The sequence below is a fragment of the Streptomyces sp. NBC_00887 genome (genome assembly GCF_045207585.1).
The window spans coordinates 4,484,991-4,500,225 of record NZ_CP108788.1 but is presented as its reverse complement, the minus strand read 5'-3'; the positions used below and the strand labels follow the sequence as shown (position 1 = coordinate 4,500,225).

The following is a 15,235-nucleotide window of genomic DNA, read 5'->3' as shown; positions in this document are numbered from 1 at the left end:
GCGCGCTCACGGGTCCTGTGCCGTCAGGGCGATGCCGAGCGGCGTGCGTTCGTACAGCACCTGGTGCCCGTACCGCCGGGAGGTGAGCAGTCCCGCCGTGCGCAGCACCGACAGGTGCGCCGACACGGACGAGGGCGCGAGCGAGAGCCGGTGCGCCAGGGCGCTGGTCCCGGCGGGTTCGTCCAGCGCGCACAGGACATCGGCGCGTGCCCTCCCGAGCAGCCGGGCGAGCGCTTCGGGAGTCCGCTCGGCGGACTCCGTCCACAGTCCGCCGATGCCGCGTGCCGGGTAGATCACCGCGGGCAGCCACGGCGGCTCGTAGCCGCCGACGACATCGGGCCACACGAAGACGCTGGGCATGAGGACGAGCCCCTGGCCGCCCAGGACCCGGGTGTGGTCCCCCCGGGTGCCGACCACGGTGAGGGTCGACCCGGACCAGCGCAGCTGCGGGCTGATCTCGCCGAGCAGCCGCTCGAAGCCGACCTCGGCGAGGCGCCGCGAGTGGTAGGCGATGTCCGCCTCGAGCAGGGCCCGCAGCCGGGGCCAGTGCGGCTCGATCAGGACCTGCCAGGCGCGTTCCAGCAGATCCGCGAGCTCTTGGACCGCCCGTTCGGGGTCGGCCAGCATCCGCCGCCCGGTGGGCGAGTCCAGGCTGCCGGGCCTGTCGGCGAGCGCCCGCGCCATGTCGTCCCTGGCGACGAGCGGATCGACCGCGCGCACGGCGGCGATCTCCTCCTCGAAGGTGGTGAACGGGCCGACGGGCGGCGGGCACACGAAGTCCGGGTTGTGACCGCCCTCGGGCATCAGCCGCCAGAGCGGTTCGAGATCCAGGGCGGCGGCGTCCTCGCGGATCCGGCGCAGCCAGGGCAGGTGGTATCCGTGCCGCCCGGGACGCGACAGTGTGCGTACCGCCTCCTGGGTCTCCCAGAGCGGCGAGAGCGCGAAGCGGCAGCGGAGCAGGTCACTCTCGTCGAAGTGCAGGTGGAACGGCATGGGCTCCGTCAAGTTTCGGCGTCAGCCGAAAGTCTACGGGCGGGCGGCCCCGCCGGGCAGGCTGCGCCCATGCCGAGCGACGACCGCAACCAGGCGGGTACACCCCGCACCGTTCCCGCCCCGGACGTGCTGCCCCCGGAGAGCGCCGCCCACCCCGGCCAGGGCACGGCGCCCTCGCTCCGGGAGCAGACTCCGCAGCCGGCCGGGAAGCCCGCGGGGGGCTACGGGGCCGTGTTCGCCGTGCGTGAGTTCCGTGCCGTGTTCGCCGCGCACCTGCTGTCCCTCCTCGGCGTCGTCGTCAGCGAGCTCGCACTCACCGTCCTCGTCTACGACCTGACGGGATCGCCCCTGCTCTCCGCGCTCACCTTCGCGCTCGGCTTCCTCCCGTACCTCGTCGGCGGGACGCTCTTCGCCGGGGTCGCCGACCGGTACCCCGCCCGCCGGGTCCTCGTCACCTGCGACCTGATCTGCGCCGGCTGCGTCGCCGTGATGGTGCTGCCGGGCACCCCTGTCGGCGGGCTCCTCGCGCTGCGCTGTCTGGTGGCCGCCGTGGCGCCCGTCTTCACCGGGACACGGATGGCGGCCCTCACCGACATCCTCGGCGAGGGCGACCTCTACGTCCTGGGGCGTTCGCTGCTGCGCCTCGTCTCGCAGAGCGCCCTGCTCATCGGCTTCGGCGCGGGCGGGGTGCTGCTCGCGGCGCTGTCCCCGCGCGGGGCGATCACGATCACCGTGGGCACGTTCCTCTGCTCGGCCGCGCTGCTCCGCCTCGGTACCCACGCCAGGCCCGCCCGCACCGGCGGCGAGGGGGGCGGCGCGCTCATGAGGGACTCGCTCGCCGGTGCCCGTGTCGTCCTCGCCGACCGCAGGATCCGGGCGCTGATGCTCCTGTTCTGGGTGCCCGCACTCTTCGTGGTCGCTCCGGAGGCGCTCGCCGCACCGTATGCGGACGCGATCGGCGTCGGACCGGCCGCGCTCGGACTGCTGATGTGCTCCATGGCCGTCGGCCACATCGGCGCCGAGCTGTACACGGGGACCGTCCTCGGCCCCCGGGCACGCTCGCGGATCGTCCTGCCGGTGGCCGCGTTCGGGCTGCTGCCCCTGGTGATGTACGCGTTCCGGCCCGGCATGGCACTGACCGTGGCGTCCCTCGTGCTGGCGGGGGCGGGGGCGGCGTACGTCATCGGGCTCGACCAGTGGTTCGTCGATGCGGTTCCCGAACACCTGCGGGGCCGGGCGATGACCCTGCTCACCGCCGGTCTGATGACGGTCCAGGGCATCGGCATGGCCTTGGCCGGCCTGGCTGCCGAGTTCTTCCCGGTGCACCAGGTGGTCGCGGCCTCCGGGGCGATCGGCACCGTGTGCACTCTCTTCCTGGTCGCCGAGGTACGTAGAACAGGCGTCCGGTACCGAAGTGCGAGACAGGGCTGACCGGCATGTGACCAGTGGGTAAGGTCGTGCCGTGCCGAAGCCGCTCAGCCTTCCCTTCGATCCCATCGCCCGCGCCGAGGAACTCTGGCACCGGCGCTGGGGGCCGGTGCCCTCCATGGGGGCGATCACCTCGATCATGCGGGCCCAGCAGATCCTGCTCGCCGAGGTCGACGCGGTGGTCAAGCCGTACGGGCTGACCTTCGCCCGCTACGAGGCACTGGTCCTGCTCACCTTCTCCAAGGCCGGTGAGCTGCCGATGTCCAAGATCGGCGAGCGGCTCATGGTGCACCCCACCTCCGTGACCAACACCGTCGACCGCCTGGTGCGGTCCGGGCTGGTCGACAAGCGGCCCAACCCCAACGACGGCCGCGGAACCCTCGCCTCCATCACCGGGAAGGGCCGTGAGGTCGTCGAGGCGGCCACGCAGGACCTGATGGCGATGGACTTCGGGCTCGGGGTGTACGACGCCGAGGAGTGCGCCGAGATCTTCGCGATGCTGCGCCCGCTGCGGGTGGCCGCCCAGGACTTCGACGACCGGTGACCGCGGGGGCAGGGCGCTGCAAGATCGCCCAGGTCGTCGGGCTAGTCTCGATGCCATGAAACGCAGTGTGCTGACCCGCTACCGGGTGATGGCCTATGTCACCGCCGTCATGTTGCTGGTGCTGTGCACCTGCATGGTCTTCAAGTACGGATTCGACACCGGCGAGGGCCTCACCCTCGTGGTCTCGCAGGTCCACGGTGTCCTTTACATCATCTACCTGGTCTTCGCCTTCGACCTCGGTTCCAAGGCGAAGTGGCCGATCGGCAAGCTGCTCTGGGTGCTGGTCTCCGGGACCATTCCGACGGCCGCGTTCTTCGTCGAGCGCAAGATCGTCCAGGAGGTCGAGCCGCTGATCGCGGACGGCTCCGCGCAGGCCGTCAAGGCCTGACCGGGCCGCCCGGCCCGCACCCCTCCACGCCCCGCCGAACCGCCCCGTGCAAAGCACCGGGCGGTTTGCCATCGACATTTACTAGGACGTCCTAGTAAATTTGAACCATGGACGCTCACGCGATCGAGGAAGGCCGCCTCCGCTGGCAGGCCCGTTACGACAAGGCCCGCAAGCGCGACGCCGACTTCACCACGCTCTCCGGGGATCCGGTGGAGCCCGCGTACGGGCCCCGCCCCGGTGACACGTACGAGGGGTTCGAGCGGATCGGCTGGCCCGGCGAGTACCCGTTCACACGGGGGCTCCACGCGACCGGGTACCGAGGCCGCACCTGGACCATCCGCCAGTTCGCCGGCTTCGGCAACGCCGAGCAGACCAACGAGCGCTACAAGATGATCCTGGACGCGGGCGGCGGCGGCCTCAGTGTCGCCTTCGACATGCCGACCCTGATGGGACGCGACTCCGACGACCCCCGCGCCCTCGGCGAGGTCGGCCACTGCGGTGTGGCCATCGACTCCGCCGCCGACATGGAGGTCCTCTTCAAGGGCATCCCGCTCGGCGACGTCACCACCTCGATGACGATCAGCGGCCCCGCCGTCCCGGTCTTCTGCATGTACCTGGTCGCCGCCGAGCGCCAGGGAGTCGACCCGGGAGTCCTCAACGGGACGCTCCAGACCGACATCTTCAAGGAGTACATCGCGCAGAAGGAGTGGCTCTTCCAGCCCGAGCCCCACCTGCGCCTCATCGGCGACCTGATGGAGCACTGCGCCCGCGACATCCCCGCCTACAAGCCCCTCTCCGTCTCCGGCTACCACATCCGCGAAGCCGGAGCGACGGCCGCGCAGGAGCTCGCCTACACGCTGGCCGACGGCTTCGGCTACGTGGAGCTCGGCCTCTCCCGCGGGCTCGACGTGGACACCTTCGCCCCGGGCCTCTCCTTCTTCTTCGACGCGCACCTCGACTTCTTCGAGGAGATCGCCAAGTTCCGTGCCGCCCGCCGCATCTGGGCCCGCTGGATGAAGGAGACGTACGGAGCCAAGACCGACAAGGCGCAGTGGCTCCGCTTCCACACCCAGACCGCCGGCGTCTCGCTCACCGCCCAGCAGCCGTACAACAACGTCGTACGCACCGCGGTCGAGGCGCTCTCCGCCGTCCTCGGCGGCACCAACTCGCTGCACACCAACGCCCTGGACGAGACCCTCGCGCTTCCCTCCGCGCAGGCCGCCGAGATCGCCCTGCGCACCCAGCAGGTGCTGATGGAGGAGACCGGCGTCGCCAACGTGGCCGACCCGCTGGGCGGTTCCTGGTACGTCGAGCAGCTCACCGACCGCATCGAGGCCGAGGCCGAGAAGATCTTCGACCAGATCAGGGAGCGCGGCACCCGGGCCCACCCGGACGGCAAGCACCCGATCGGGCCGATGACTTCGGGCATCCTGCGCGGTATCGAGGACGGCTGGTTCACCGGCGAGATCGCCGAATCGGCCTTCCAGTACCAGCAGTCGCTGGAGAAGGGCGAGAAGCGGGTCGTCGGCGTCAACGTCGCGCTCGGCTCGGTCACCGGCGACCTGGAGATCCTCCGGGTCAGCCACGAGGTCGAGCGGGAGCAGGTGCGCGACCTCGCCGGACGCAAGGAGAGCCGGGACGCCGCCCGGGTCGGCGCCGCGCTGGACGCGATGCTCGCCGCCGCCCGCGACGGGTCGAACATGATCGGGCCGATGCTGGAGGCGGTACGGGCCGAGGCGACCCTGGGAGAGATCTGCGGCGTGCTGCGCGACGAGTGGGGCACCTACACGGAGCCGCCCGGCTTCTGACGCGCCGCCTGCGCGCCTTCTAGGCGGAGGCCGCTCCCAGCCCCGAGAGCAGCAGCAGTGTGAAGCGCCGGGCCCAGTCGGCATCGACGGGCTCGGCGCTCACCAGCGCCCGGTGCACGACCGCACCGGCGATCACGTCGAAGATCAGATCCGCGGTGCGGGCCGCCGTCTCCGCATCCGGCTCGGCGGGCAGTTCGCCGCGCTCCTGCGCGCGCGCCCGGCCCTCCAGGACCAGGCGTTTCTGCCGGTCCACGATGGAGTTCCTGATCCGGTCACGCAGCGCCTCGTCGCGGGTCGACTCCGCGACCACGGCCATCAGCGCCGTCTTGGTCTCCGGCCGCTCCAGCAGCGCCGCGAACTGCAGCACCACGGCCTCCACGTCGGCCGACAGGCTGCCCAGGTCGGGCAGCTCCAGTTCGTCGAAGAGAACCGCGACCGCGTCCACGACCAGCTCGTTCTTCCCGGCCCAACGGCGGTAGAGGGTCGTCTTGGCGACCCCCGCGCGGGTCGCCACATCACCCATCGTCAGCTTCGACCACCCGAGGTCGACGAGCGACTCACGGGTCGCTTCCAGGATCGCCTCGTCGGCGGTGGCACTGCGTGGACGTCCCGATCGGGTGGGTTTGGGGTGGCTGCGGCTCAGCATGCGGTGACCATACCGGCCGGTAAGTACCGCTGACCGGTACCGGTGCCCGTGAGACAGATCACCGGACACTCTTGCCCTGGAGGGGGTCCGGCCAGTTACGCTACGGGTCGTAGCGTAAGGACGATGGTTCATCGGCCCCGCGCCACGACTGATCGACAGCCACAGGTGCCGGGTGGGGATCCGGCGCCGAGAACGGGGTTTTTCAGGGCCCCGGAACCGTTTCCGTCCACGCGCCGCGCACACCGGCGTGGCTGTGGACGGAGGCGGTTCACGGATCGCTTTCCGAATCCGTGCGCACAGGGGGGAGGATGTACGTATGCAGCCTAGGAACATGTCCATGAGCGGCGTCGTCGACCTCGCCGCTGTGAAGGCGGCCGGCGAGGCCAAGGCGAAGGCGGAGCAGGCCCGAGCGGAGTCCGCCAGGCAGGGTGGTGGCGGCGGAGTCGCCCCCGCCTCCCTGGTGATCGACGTCGACGAGGCGGGCTTCGAGAGCGACGTCCTCCAGCGCTCCGCCGAAGTCCCGGTAGTCATCGACTTCTGGGCCGAGTGGTGCGAGCCGTGCAAGCAGCTCGGCCCGCTCCTGGAGCGCCTCGCCGTCGAGTACAACGGCCGCTTCGTACTGGCCAAGGTCGACGTCGACGCCAATCAGATGCTGATGCAGCAGTTCGGGATCCAGGGCATTCCCGCGGTCTTCGCCGTGGTGGCCGGGCAGGCGCTCCCGCTCTTCCAGGGCGCGGCCCCCGAGAGCCAGATCCGCCAGACGCTGGACCAGCTGATCCAGGTGGGGGAGGAGCGGTTCGGCCTCACCGGGATCGTGGTCGACCCGGACGGAGCGGTGGACGCGGAGGAGGACGGTGTCCAGGCCGACGTGCCCGCGGGGCCGTACGACGCGCTCCTGGAGGCCGCCGCGCAGGCGCTGGACGCCAACGACTTCAGCGGTGCCGTCCAGGCGTACAAGAACGTGCTCGCCGACGACCCGGCCAACACCGAGGCCAAACTCGGCCTCGCCCAGGCCGAACTGCTCGGCAGGGTCGCCGACCTGGATCCGCAGCAGGTCCGCAAGGACGCCGCGGACGATCCGGCCGACCCGGCGGCCCAGCTGGCCGCCGCGGACCTGGATCTCGTCGGTGGCCATGTCGAGGACGCCTTCGGGCGCCTCGTCGAGACCGTCCGCCGTAATTTCGGTGATGACCGGGACACGGTGCGGGTGCGCCTTCTGGAGCTTTTCGAGGTGATCGGGCCGGACGATCCCAGGGTCATCGCCGCGCGAACGGCCCTTGCGCGCGTCTTGTTCTGATGTGACAACACGGCCGTGGTGCCCAGGGGGCACCACGGCCGTTTTCGCGGGCGAACGACAATGAGTCCCTTCGCTTTACCAAATCTTGATAAAAGTGCGCGCTGTTACTCGCAGTAAATCGCACCCTGGGATCTGTCCGCTTTGGTACCCCAATCACACCGTTCGCACGCCCCTTTGATGCCACCCTGTGTGGCCGGACGGTACCCCCCTGTCGCACCCTGGTTATCGGGTCGTTACTAGCGAGTAACGACCCTCTTGTGTCGCGGCCGCGAATGCACCACGATCGGCCACGCTCGGTCCAATACCCGCCAGCCCGACGGCCAGTCGGCGTCGGCGGTCAGTTGGGTCCCCACCGGGTGGTCGGCGGCAGTGGTGCCGATCGCGGACAGGGGGGTTCCTGCCTTCGGCAGGGCCTGTCCGAACCGGTTGCGCAGACGCGTGACCAGTGGTTGTCGCTCGGGGGTGATCGCCGGTGATTCGGATGCGGTACGCGCCTCCGGTCCGGGCGCTCTCCTTCCCGAGGACGTAGCACTTCTCCCATCCCAGGACGGGCACGATGCCCGTACCGGAGATGTACGTCCGAGAAGGAGGAAATTTATGAGTTCCCAAGTTCGCGGTGGGACCAGATGGAAGCGTTTCGCTCTGGTCATGGTGCCGAGCGTTCTCGCGACCGCCGCGGTGGGCGTCGGGCTTGCGCAGGGTGCGCTCGCAGCGTCGTTCAGCGTGTCGGGCCAGTCGTTCAAGGTGTCGGCCGACTACCTGGACGGTCACGGCTTCTCGCAGTACGGCGGCATAGACGCCGGCTACGCGGAGATGAAGGGTGACAAGAAGACTCTGCACCCGGTCGCGATCTCGTCGTTCAAGACGGCTGAGATCACGAACATGTGCCAGTCCGTCGTCACGCCGAACATCCCGCTGCTGGGTTCGGTCAGCCTTCAGCTGAAGGCCGGTGGCGGCAAGACGCCGGTTTCGGCCGAGAACCTGTACATCGACGTTGCGGACCTGTCGGCCGATGCCGAGTTCACCAACATCGACATCGGTGTCGCGGCGAAGGACGCCACCAAGGGTCCGGCCATCAAGTCCGGCGACAACGTCGCCGAGAACGGTTTCGCCCAGCAGGCGGAGCGGGCGCAGCTGCGGAACGTGAAGCAGACGGCGTGGGCGACCACGGCCGGAACCTTCAAGCTCAGCGGCCTGAGCATGAAGCTCTACAACGGCGTCAAGGAGTGCTACTAAGCACTCCGCCCGGACGGGCGGGGCGGCGGCCACGCCGGCCCGCCCGTCCGACTCCCTCTTCTTCTCACAGCACGACCGGTTCCAGGGAGCTGTTTTCCATGAGCGCCGAGACCACAGGCACCCGCGACTCCGCCTACTGGCGGCTGCGGTTCCGTGACTGGCGGCACACCCGGCCTTTCTGGGCGGGCCTCCTGACCGCGCTCGGTGGCGGTCCGATCGCGTACTTCCCGTACGCGAATCTCAAGATCGGCCATCTGACGCTGGCCATGGCGACCACGGCGGGCGCGGGCTCACTGATCATCGGTGTCCTGCTGATCACGCTCGGTCTGACCATGTGGTACCACCACATCGTCCGGGTGTTCGCCGGTGTGGCCTCGATCCTGCTGGCGCTGGTCTCCATTCCGGTGTCCAACCTCGGCGGCTTCCTGATCGGGTTCCTGCTGTCCATGATCGGCGGCTGCCTCGCCCTTTCCTGGGCTCCGGGCACACCGGACGCCGAGTGGGCGACGGCCAAGCACGCCGCCGGGTACACACCGCAGGAGCCCCAGAACGAGTCGCAGTACGGCGCCGATCAGGCGCAGGCGGCCGAGCCGTCGCACGGTGCCGACGCATCCGAATCGTGGAGCGACGGCAGCACGAACGGACACGTTGACGCCAACGGCGGGAGGAACAGTGCGGGGTGACGAGACGCAGCCGGACTCGACCGGGGAGGACACCCGGGTGAGAAGCGGGCCGCGCCACGCGGCCCCCAGGAAGTCGCTGCTGACGAAGCTGCACATGCCCGCGGGGAAGAAGGCGTTCGCGCTCGCCGCGATGCCCACGGCGGTGTTCGTGGGCATGGGACTCACCCCCAAGCTCGCCCTCGCCGACGACAACGGGGACATACCCTTCGCCCCCGGTCCCTGTGTGACGCGCTCCGACGAACCGAGCGAGTCGCAGGAGCCCGAGGCCAAGCCGACCCCGAGCGCCACGTCCACCGGCGAAGCCGACAAGGACGAGGAGCAGGGCAAGGACGACGAGCAGGGCAAGGAGGAGACCACCGCGCCCGAGCCCTCGGCGAGTGCGAGTGCTCCCCCGGCGGACGGCACGGCGGACAACAAGGCCCAGGCGGCGCCCACTCCCACGCCCACCGAGTCGGAGAACCCTCTCGACCCGCTGGGTGTCGGTGACGCGCTCAAGGACCTCCTCGACGGACCGGACAAGGAGACGGCCAGTCCGTCCCCCAGCGCCACCACAGAGGCTCCGAAGCCCACGGAGAACGCCACCACCGAGCCCGTCGACGAGGCCACCGAGCCCGTCGAGGAGGCCGCGGACGCGGCGAAGGGCACGGTCGACGAGACCGCCGACGCCATCCGTGACGCCGCCGACAAGGCGGGCAAGGACGTCGAGGAGCTCGAGGACGAGGCCAAGGGCCTCGACCCGGTGAAGGACGAGGACATCCCGGACGGCGCCAAGGAGCGCTTCCCGTGTCCGACCGCCGACCCCGAGGCGCTCGCCGCGGCCGACCTGGAGCAGGGCATCCCGCTGCTCCCGAACGACCCGTGGATCCTCGAGTCGTCCAGGCTCACGCTCAACGGGCTGGACTACAAGGGCATCGTCGAGGTGAGGAAGGGTGACGGCAGCACGAAGAAGGTGCTGAAGTTCACCGCGAGCTCCGTCGACATCAAGGACCTTCACCAGCTCACGAAGGGCCCTGGCGGTACCACCGGCCACGTCGAGGCGCGGAGCGGCTCCACGTCCACGATCCGCAACGGCACGGTGACGATGTACACGGAGGAGCTGAAGGGCAATCTCTTCGGTCTCATCCCGATCACCTTCAGCCCGGAGACCCCGCCGCCGCTGAACGTACCGTTCGCGTTCTTCACGGACGTGAAGGTGACCCAGGCAGGACAGTTCGGCGGCACCCTCTCGGTCCCCGGACTGCACAACTACTTCACCGGCGGCGCGAGCTAGCCGGTGATCCGGACCCGTCCGGGAGCCGCAACGACGACTGCGGGCCGCGCCTCCTGAGGAGGCGCGGCCCGCAGTCGTCGTCCGGACGGCCGGCGGTCGGCGACGAGGCGCGGACCGCCGGTGCGTCAGTCGCGCTTCTCGCCGCCCAGGTGGTGGACCCGGACCATGTTCGTGGTCCCGGGGACGCCGGGGGGCGAGCCGGCGGTCATGACCATGATGTCGCCCGTGTTGTAGCGGTTCAGCTTCAGGAGCTCCTCGTCGACCAGGTCGACCATCGCGTCCGTGTTGGCCACGTGCGGCACCACGTGGGCCTCGACGCCCCAGCTCAGGGCGAGCTGGCTGCGGGTGGACTCGTCCGTGGTGAAGGCGAGGATCGGCTGGGTCGTGCGGTAGCGGGAGAGCCGACGGGCGGTGTCACCGGACTTGGTGAAGGCGACCAGTGCCTTGCCGTCCAGGAAGTCCGCGATCTCGCAGGCCGCACGCGCGACCGAACCACCCTGGGTACGGGGCTTCTTGCCCGGCACCAGCGGCTGGAGGCCCTTGGACAGGAGCTCCTCCTCGGCGGCGACGACGATCTTCGACATCGTCTTGACGGTCTCGATCGGGTACGCGCCGACGGACGACTCCGCGGACAGCATGACCGCGTCCGCACCGTCCAGGATCGCGTTGGCGACGTCGGACGCCTCGGCGCGGGTCGGCCGGGAGTTGGTGATCATCGACTCCATCATCTGGGTCGCCACGATCACCGGCTTGGCGTTGCGGCGGCACAGCTCGATGAGGCGCTTCTGCACCATCGGGACCTTCTCGAGCGGATACTCGACGGCCAGGTCGCCGCGGGCCACCATCACACCGTCGAAGGCGGCGACGACGCCCTCCATGTGCTCGACGGCCTGCGGCTTCTCGACCTTGGCGATGACGGGGACCCGGCGGCCCTCCTCGTCCATCACCTTGTGCACGTCCTTGACGTCCTCGGCGTCCCGCACGAAGGACAGGGCGACCAGGTCGCAGCCCATCCGCAGCGCGAACCGCAGGTCCTCGACGTCCTTCCCGGAGAGCGCGGGGACGTTCACCGCAGCGCCGGGCAGGTTGATGCCCTTGTGGTCGGAGATGACACCGCCCTCGATGACGATGGTGGTGACGCGCGGGCCGTCGACCGAGATGACCTTGAGCTCGACGTTGCCGTCGTTGATCAGGATCGGGTCGCCCTTGGTGACGTCACCGGGCAGACCCTTGTAGGTCGTACCGCAGATCGACTTGTCGCCGGCCACGTCCTCCGAGGTGATGACGAACTCGTCCCCGCGGACCAGCTCGACGGGGCCCTCGGCGAACTTCGCCAGGCGGATTTTCGGGCCCTGCAGGTCGGCGAGCACGCCGACCGCGCGGCCGGTCTCGGCGGCCGCCTTGCGGACCCGGTCGTAACGGCCTTGGTGCTCCTCGTGGGTACCGTGACTGAAATTGAAACGGGCCACGCTCATGCCGGCCTCGATCAGAGCGACGAGCTGCTCATGCGAGTCGACGGCGGGACCGAGGGTGCAGACGATTTTGGAACGGCGCATGAGGCGGATCCTATCGGTTTGTTTCGCTGCGGAATATTCCGTCTGGTGGAAGATACAAAGGGGCGCGGTCCCGCTCAGTTGTGGACCAGTGCGAAGGTCTGGCCGGCGATCTCCAGCTCCTCGTCCGTCGGCACCACGGCGACCGCCACCCGTGCGTCGACGGGGGAGATCAGCCGCGGTTCACCGGACCGTACGGCGTTGAGATCCGCGTCCACCGCCAGGCCGAACCCCTCCAGTCCCGCGATCGCAGCCTCCCGTACGGGAGCCGCGTTCTCCCCGACCCCCGCCGTGAACACCACGGCATCCACCCGGCCGAGGACCGCCGAATAGGCGCCGATGTACTTCTTCAGCCGGTGGATGTAGATGTCGAACGCGAGCGTGGCACGCTCGTCGCCCTCGTCCACCCGGCGCCGGATCTCCCGCATGTCGTTGTCGCCGCAGAGGCCGACCAGACCGCTCTTCTTGTTCAGCAGGACGTCGATCTCGTCCACCGACATCCCCGCGACCCTCTTGAGGTGGAAGGTGACGGCCGGATCGATGTCTCCCGAACGCGTACCCATCACCAGCCCCTCCAAGGGGGTCAGCCCCATGGACGTCTCCACGCACCGGCCGCCGGCGACCGCGGAGGCCGAGGCGCCGTTGCCCAGATGCAGCACGATCACGTTCACGTCGGCCACCGGCCGGCCCAGCAGCTCGGCCGTCCTGCGCGATACGTACGCGTGGGAGGTGCCGTGGAAGCCGTAGCGGCGGATGCGGTGCGCGTCGGCCGTCTCCACGTCGATCGCGTACCGCGCCGCGTGCTCCGGCATCGTCGTGTGGAACGCCGTGTCGAAGACGGCGACCTGCGGCAGGTCCGGGCGCAGTGCCTGTGCCGTACGGATCCCGGTGATGTTCGCGGGGTTGTGCAGGGGGGCCACCGGGACGAGCCGTTCGATCTCGGCCAGTACCTCGTCGGTGATCACGGTGGGCTCGCTGAACTTCAGCCCGCCGTGCACCACCCGGTGGCCGATGGCCACGAGTTCGGGGGAGTCCAGGCCGAGCCCGTCGGCCGCCAGCTCCTCGGCCGCGGCCTTCAGGGCCTGCTCGTGGTCGGCGATCCTTCCGGTGCGCTCACGGGGTTCGCCGCCGCCGGAGGGGGTGTGCACCAGCCGGGAGGTCTCCTCCCCGATCCGCTCGACCAGGCCGGTCGCGAGCCGCACCCGCTCGCGCATGTCCAGGAGCTGGTACTTGACCGACGAGGAGCCCGAGTTGAGGACGAGCACGCGGCCCGCCCCGCCGGTGGTTCGGTCGGTGGTCATCGGGTTCGCTCCTCGCCCTGCGCCTGGATCGCCGTGATGGCCACGGTATTGACGATGTCCTGCACGAGGGCGCCGCGCGACAGGTCGTTGACCGGCTTGCGCAGCCCCTGCAGGACCGGGCCGACCGCGACGGCCCCGGCCGAGCGCTGGACGGCCTTGTAGGTGTTGTTGCCGGTGTTGAGGTCCGGGAAGATCAGTACGGTCGCCCGCCCCGCCACCTCGGACGCCGGCAGCTTGGTCGCCGCGACGGACGGCTCGACCGCCGCGTCGTACTGGATGGGGCCCTCGATCCTCAGGTCGGGGTGCGAGGCGCGTACCCGCTCGGTCGCCTCCCGCACCTTGTCGACGTCGGCGCCGCTGCCCGAGGTGCCCGTCGAGTACGACAGCATCGCGATCCGGGGGTCCACACCGAAGCGCGCCGCGGTGACAGCCGACTGCACCGCGATGTCCGCGAGCTGCTCCGCGTCCGGGTCCGGATTGACGGCGCAGTCGCCGTACACCAGGACCCTGTCGGCGAGGCACATGAAGAAGACCGAGGAGACGATCGAGGCGTCCGGCTTGGTCTTGATGATCTCGAAGGCGGGGCGGATGGTCGCCGCGGTGGAGTGCACCGAGCCGGAGACCATGCCGTCGGCCAGACCCTCCTGGACCATCAGGGTGCCGAAGTAGTTGACGTCCGCGACGACGTCGTGGGCGAGCTCCACCGTCACACCGCGGTGCGCGCGCAACAGCGCGTACTGCTCGGCGAAGCTCTGGCGCAGCTCGGAGGTCTGCGGGTCGATCAGCTGGGTCCCGGCGAGATCCATGCCGAGGTCGGCGGCCTTCTTGCGGATGACGTCCACGTCGCCGAGGAGCGTCAGATCGCAGACGTCCCGGCGCAGCAGCACATCGGCTGCACGCAGGACGCGCTCCTCCGTGCCCTCGGGCAGGACGACCCGGCGCCGGTTCGAGCGGGCCTGTTCCAGCAGCTCGTGCTCGAACATCATCGGGGTGACCCGGCCGCCGCGGGACACGGAGATCCCCTCCAGCAGGGCGCCGGTGTCCACGTGGCGCTCGAAGAGGCCGAGCGCGGTCTCCGCCTTGCGGGGCGTCGCCGCGTTCAACTTGCCTTCCAGCGAGAAGAGTTCGGCCGCCGTGGGGAAGGACCCACCGGTCACCGCGACGACCGGGGTGCCGGGTGCGAGGCGGGCGGCCAGCCTGAGTATCTCCTCGCCGGGACGCTCGTCCAGGGTCAGCAGGAGGCCCGCGATGGGCGGGGTGCCCGCGCTGTGGGCGGCGAGCGCACCGATGACCAGGTCCGCGCGGTCGCCGGGGGTGACGACCATGCAGCCCGGGGTCAGTGCCTTGAGGAGGTTCGGCAGCATCGCGCCGCCGAAGACGAAGTTCAGCGCGTCCCTGGCGAGGCCCGAGTCGTCGCCGAGCAGGACCGTTCCGTCCAGCGCCGCGGTGATCTGGGCGACGGTCGGCGCGGAGAGCGCCGGGTCGTCGGGCAGTACCGAGCAGGGGACCGGCAGCGTCGCGGCGAGCCGCTCGGCGATGGCGGCCCGGTCCTCGGGTGCCACCCTGTTCACGATCATCGCCAGGACGTCGCAGCCCAGACCGGCGTACGCACGGTAGGCGTTGCGCGTCTCCGCCCGTACCGACGCGGCGTCCTGGCCCCCGCCGCCGACCACCGCGATCACCGAGGCACCGAACTCGTTGGCGAGCCGGGCGTTGAGCGCGAGCTCGTCCGGGAGCTGGGTGGCGGCGAAATCGCTGCCGAGGACCAGCACCACCTCGTAGTCGCGTGACACCCGGTGGAAGCGCTCGACGAGCCGGGAGACCAGCTCGTCGGTACCCTGCTCCGCCTGGATGGCGGACGCCTCGTGGTAGTCCAGCCCGTAGACGGTCTCCGGGCTCTGCGAGAGCCGGTAGCGGGCCCGCAGCAGCTCGAACAGCCGGTCGGGTCCGTCATGGACCAGCGGACGGAACACTCCGACCCGGACCACCTGGCGCGTCAGTAGCTCCATGACGCCCAGATCGACGACCTGTCGGCCGTCTCCCCGGTCGATCCCGGTCACGTACACGCTGCGCGCCACGCGTGCTCTC

13 protein-coding genes are annotated in these 15,235 nt (G+C 70.1%); 8 read left to right on the top strand and 5 right to left on the bottom strand.

The annotated features are described in order from the left end of the window. Positions 1–6: 6 nt before the first annotated feature. Positions 7–993, bottom strand: a complete 987-nt coding sequence (locus OG844_RS20320) for a DUF5937 family protein (protein WP_406392086.1) — start codon at positions 991–993, stop codon at positions 7–9. Positions 994–1,062: 69 nt separating this feature from the next. Between OG844_RS20320 and OG844_RS20315 the strand changes: the two genes are divergently transcribed. From OG844_RS20315 to OG844_RS20300, 4 genes are all read left to right on the top strand, one after another. After that, positions 1,063–2,424 (top strand): MFS transporter, encoded by a 1,362-nt coding sequence (locus OG844_RS20315; protein WP_406392084.1) that lies wholly within the window; start codon positions 1,063–1,065, stop codon positions 2,422–2,424. 31 nt (positions 2,425–2,455) lie between these two features. Next, positions 2,456–2,965 carry a MarR family winged helix-turn-helix transcriptional regulator gene (locus OG844_RS20310; RefSeq protein WP_406392082.1) on the top strand — a complete coding sequence of 170 codons (510 nt, stop codon included), beginning with the start codon at positions 2,456–2,458 and terminating at the stop codon, positions 2,963–2,965. A gap of 55 nt (positions 2,966–3,020) precedes the next feature. Continuing rightward, positions 3,021–3,353, top strand: a complete 333-nt coding sequence (locus OG844_RS20305) for a DUF3817 domain-containing protein (protein WP_406392080.1) — start codon at positions 3,021–3,023, stop codon at positions 3,351–3,353. Positions 3,354–3,460: 107 nt separating this feature from the next. Further along, a complete protein-coding gene (locus OG844_RS20300; RefSeq protein ID WP_406392078.1) occupies positions 3,461–5,161 on the top strand; it encodes a methylmalonyl-CoA mutase in 1,701 nt (566 codons plus the stop codon). A 19-nt stretch (positions 5,162–5,180) separates the two neighbouring features. Here the strand turns inward: OG844_RS20300 and OG844_RS20295 are convergent, their stop codons facing one another. Then, positions 5,181–5,807 carry a TetR/AcrR family transcriptional regulator gene (locus OG844_RS20295; protein ID WP_406392076.1) on the bottom strand — a complete coding sequence of 209 codons (627 nt, stop codon included), beginning with the start codon at positions 5,805–5,807 and terminating at the stop codon, positions 5,181–5,183. Positions 5,808–6,123: 316 nt separating this feature from the next. Here OG844_RS20295 and OG844_RS20290 point away from each other — a divergent pair, with 316 nt between their 5' ends. The 4 genes from OG844_RS20290 (at position 6,124) to OG844_RS20275 (ending at position 10,293) form a co-directional block, all read left to right on the top strand. Further along, a complete protein-coding gene (locus OG844_RS20290) occupies positions 6,124–7,104 on the top strand; it encodes a tetratricopeptide repeat protein (RefSeq protein ID WP_406392074.1) in 981 nt (326 codons plus the stop codon). 597 nt (positions 7,105–7,701) lie between these two features. Beyond that, positions 7,702–8,340, top strand: a complete 639-nt coding sequence (locus OG844_RS20285; RefSeq protein ID WP_406392072.1) for a DUF6230 family protein — start codon at positions 7,702–7,704, stop codon at positions 8,338–8,340. Positions 8,341–8,438: 98 nt separating this feature from the next. After that, a complete protein-coding gene (locus tag OG844_RS20280; RefSeq protein WP_406392070.1) occupies positions 8,439–9,023 on the top strand; it encodes a DUF6114 domain-containing protein in 585 nt (194 codons plus the stop codon). Next, positions 9,013–10,293, top strand: coding sequence for a hypothetical protein (locus tag OG844_RS20275; RefSeq protein ID WP_406392068.1), 1,281 nt, complete (start codon positions 9,013–9,015; stop codon positions 10,291–10,293). Before OG844_RS20280 ends, OG844_RS20275 begins: the two co-directional genes overlap by 11 nt. Before the next feature lie 125 nt (positions 10,294–10,418). On the opposite strand, the gene pyk is transcribed toward OG844_RS20275, so the two are convergent. From pyk to pta, 3 genes are all read right to left on the bottom strand, one after another. Continuing rightward, positions 10,419–11,849: a pyruvate kinase gene (gene pyk, locus OG844_RS20270; RefSeq protein WP_351168738.1), complete on the bottom strand. Its 1,431-nt coding sequence runs from the start codon at positions 11,847–11,849 to the stop codon at positions 10,419–10,421. A gap of 74 nt (positions 11,850–11,923) precedes the next feature. After that, entirely contained in the window at positions 11,924–13,147 is a 1,224-nt protein-coding gene (locus tag OG844_RS20265; protein WP_406392066.1) for an acetate kinase, read from the bottom strand. Continuing rightward, positions 13,144–15,225 (bottom strand): phosphate acetyltransferase, encoded by a 2,082-nt coding sequence (pta, locus tag OG844_RS20260; RefSeq protein ID WP_406392064.1) that lies wholly within the window; start codon positions 15,223–15,225, stop codon positions 13,144–13,146. Before pta ends, OG844_RS20265 begins: the two co-directional genes overlap by 4 nt. Positions 15,226–15,235: the final 10 nt, after the last annotated feature.

What these genes read in the sequence shown, in the direction of transcription:
- OG844_RS20265 (WP_406392066.1), bottom strand. Translation starts at nt 13,147, where the DNA reads ATGACCACCGACCGAACCACCGGCGGGGCGGGCCGCGTGCTCGTCCTC.
- OG844_RS20290 (WP_406392074.1), top strand. Translation starts at nt 6,124, where the DNA reads ATGCAGCCTAGGAACATGTCCATGAGCGGCGTCGTCGACCTCGCCGCT.
- OG844_RS20315 (WP_406392084.1), top strand. Translation starts at nt 1,063, where the DNA reads ATGCCGAGCGACGACCGCAACCAGGCGGGTACACCCCGCACCGTTCCC.
- OG844_RS20305 (WP_406392080.1), top strand. Translation starts at nt 3,021, where the DNA reads ATGAAACGCAGTGTGCTGACCCGCTACCGGGTGATGGCCTATGTCACC.
- OG844_RS20280 (WP_406392070.1), top strand. Translation starts at nt 8,439, where the DNA reads ATGAGCGCCGAGACCACAGGCACCCGCGACTCCGCCTACTGGCGGCTG.
- OG844_RS20300 (WP_406392078.1), top strand. Translation starts at nt 3,461, where the DNA reads ATGGACGCTCACGCGATCGAGGAAGGCCGCCTCCGCTGGCAGGCCCGT.
- OG844_RS20285 (WP_406392072.1), top strand. Translation starts at nt 7,702, where the DNA reads ATGAGTTCCCAAGTTCGCGGTGGGACCAGATGGAAGCGTTTCGCTCTG.
- pyk (WP_351168738.1), bottom strand. Translation starts at nt 11,849, where the DNA reads ATGCGCCGTTCCAAAATCGTCTGCACCCTCGGTCCCGCCGTCGACTCG.
- OG844_RS20295 (WP_406392076.1), bottom strand. Translation starts at nt 5,807, where the DNA reads ATGCTGAGCCGCAGCCACCCCAAACCCACCCGATCGGGACGTCCACGC.
- OG844_RS20320 (WP_406392086.1), bottom strand. Translation starts at nt 993, where the DNA reads ATGCCGTTCCACCTGCACTTCGACGAGAGTGACCTGCTCCGCTGCCGC.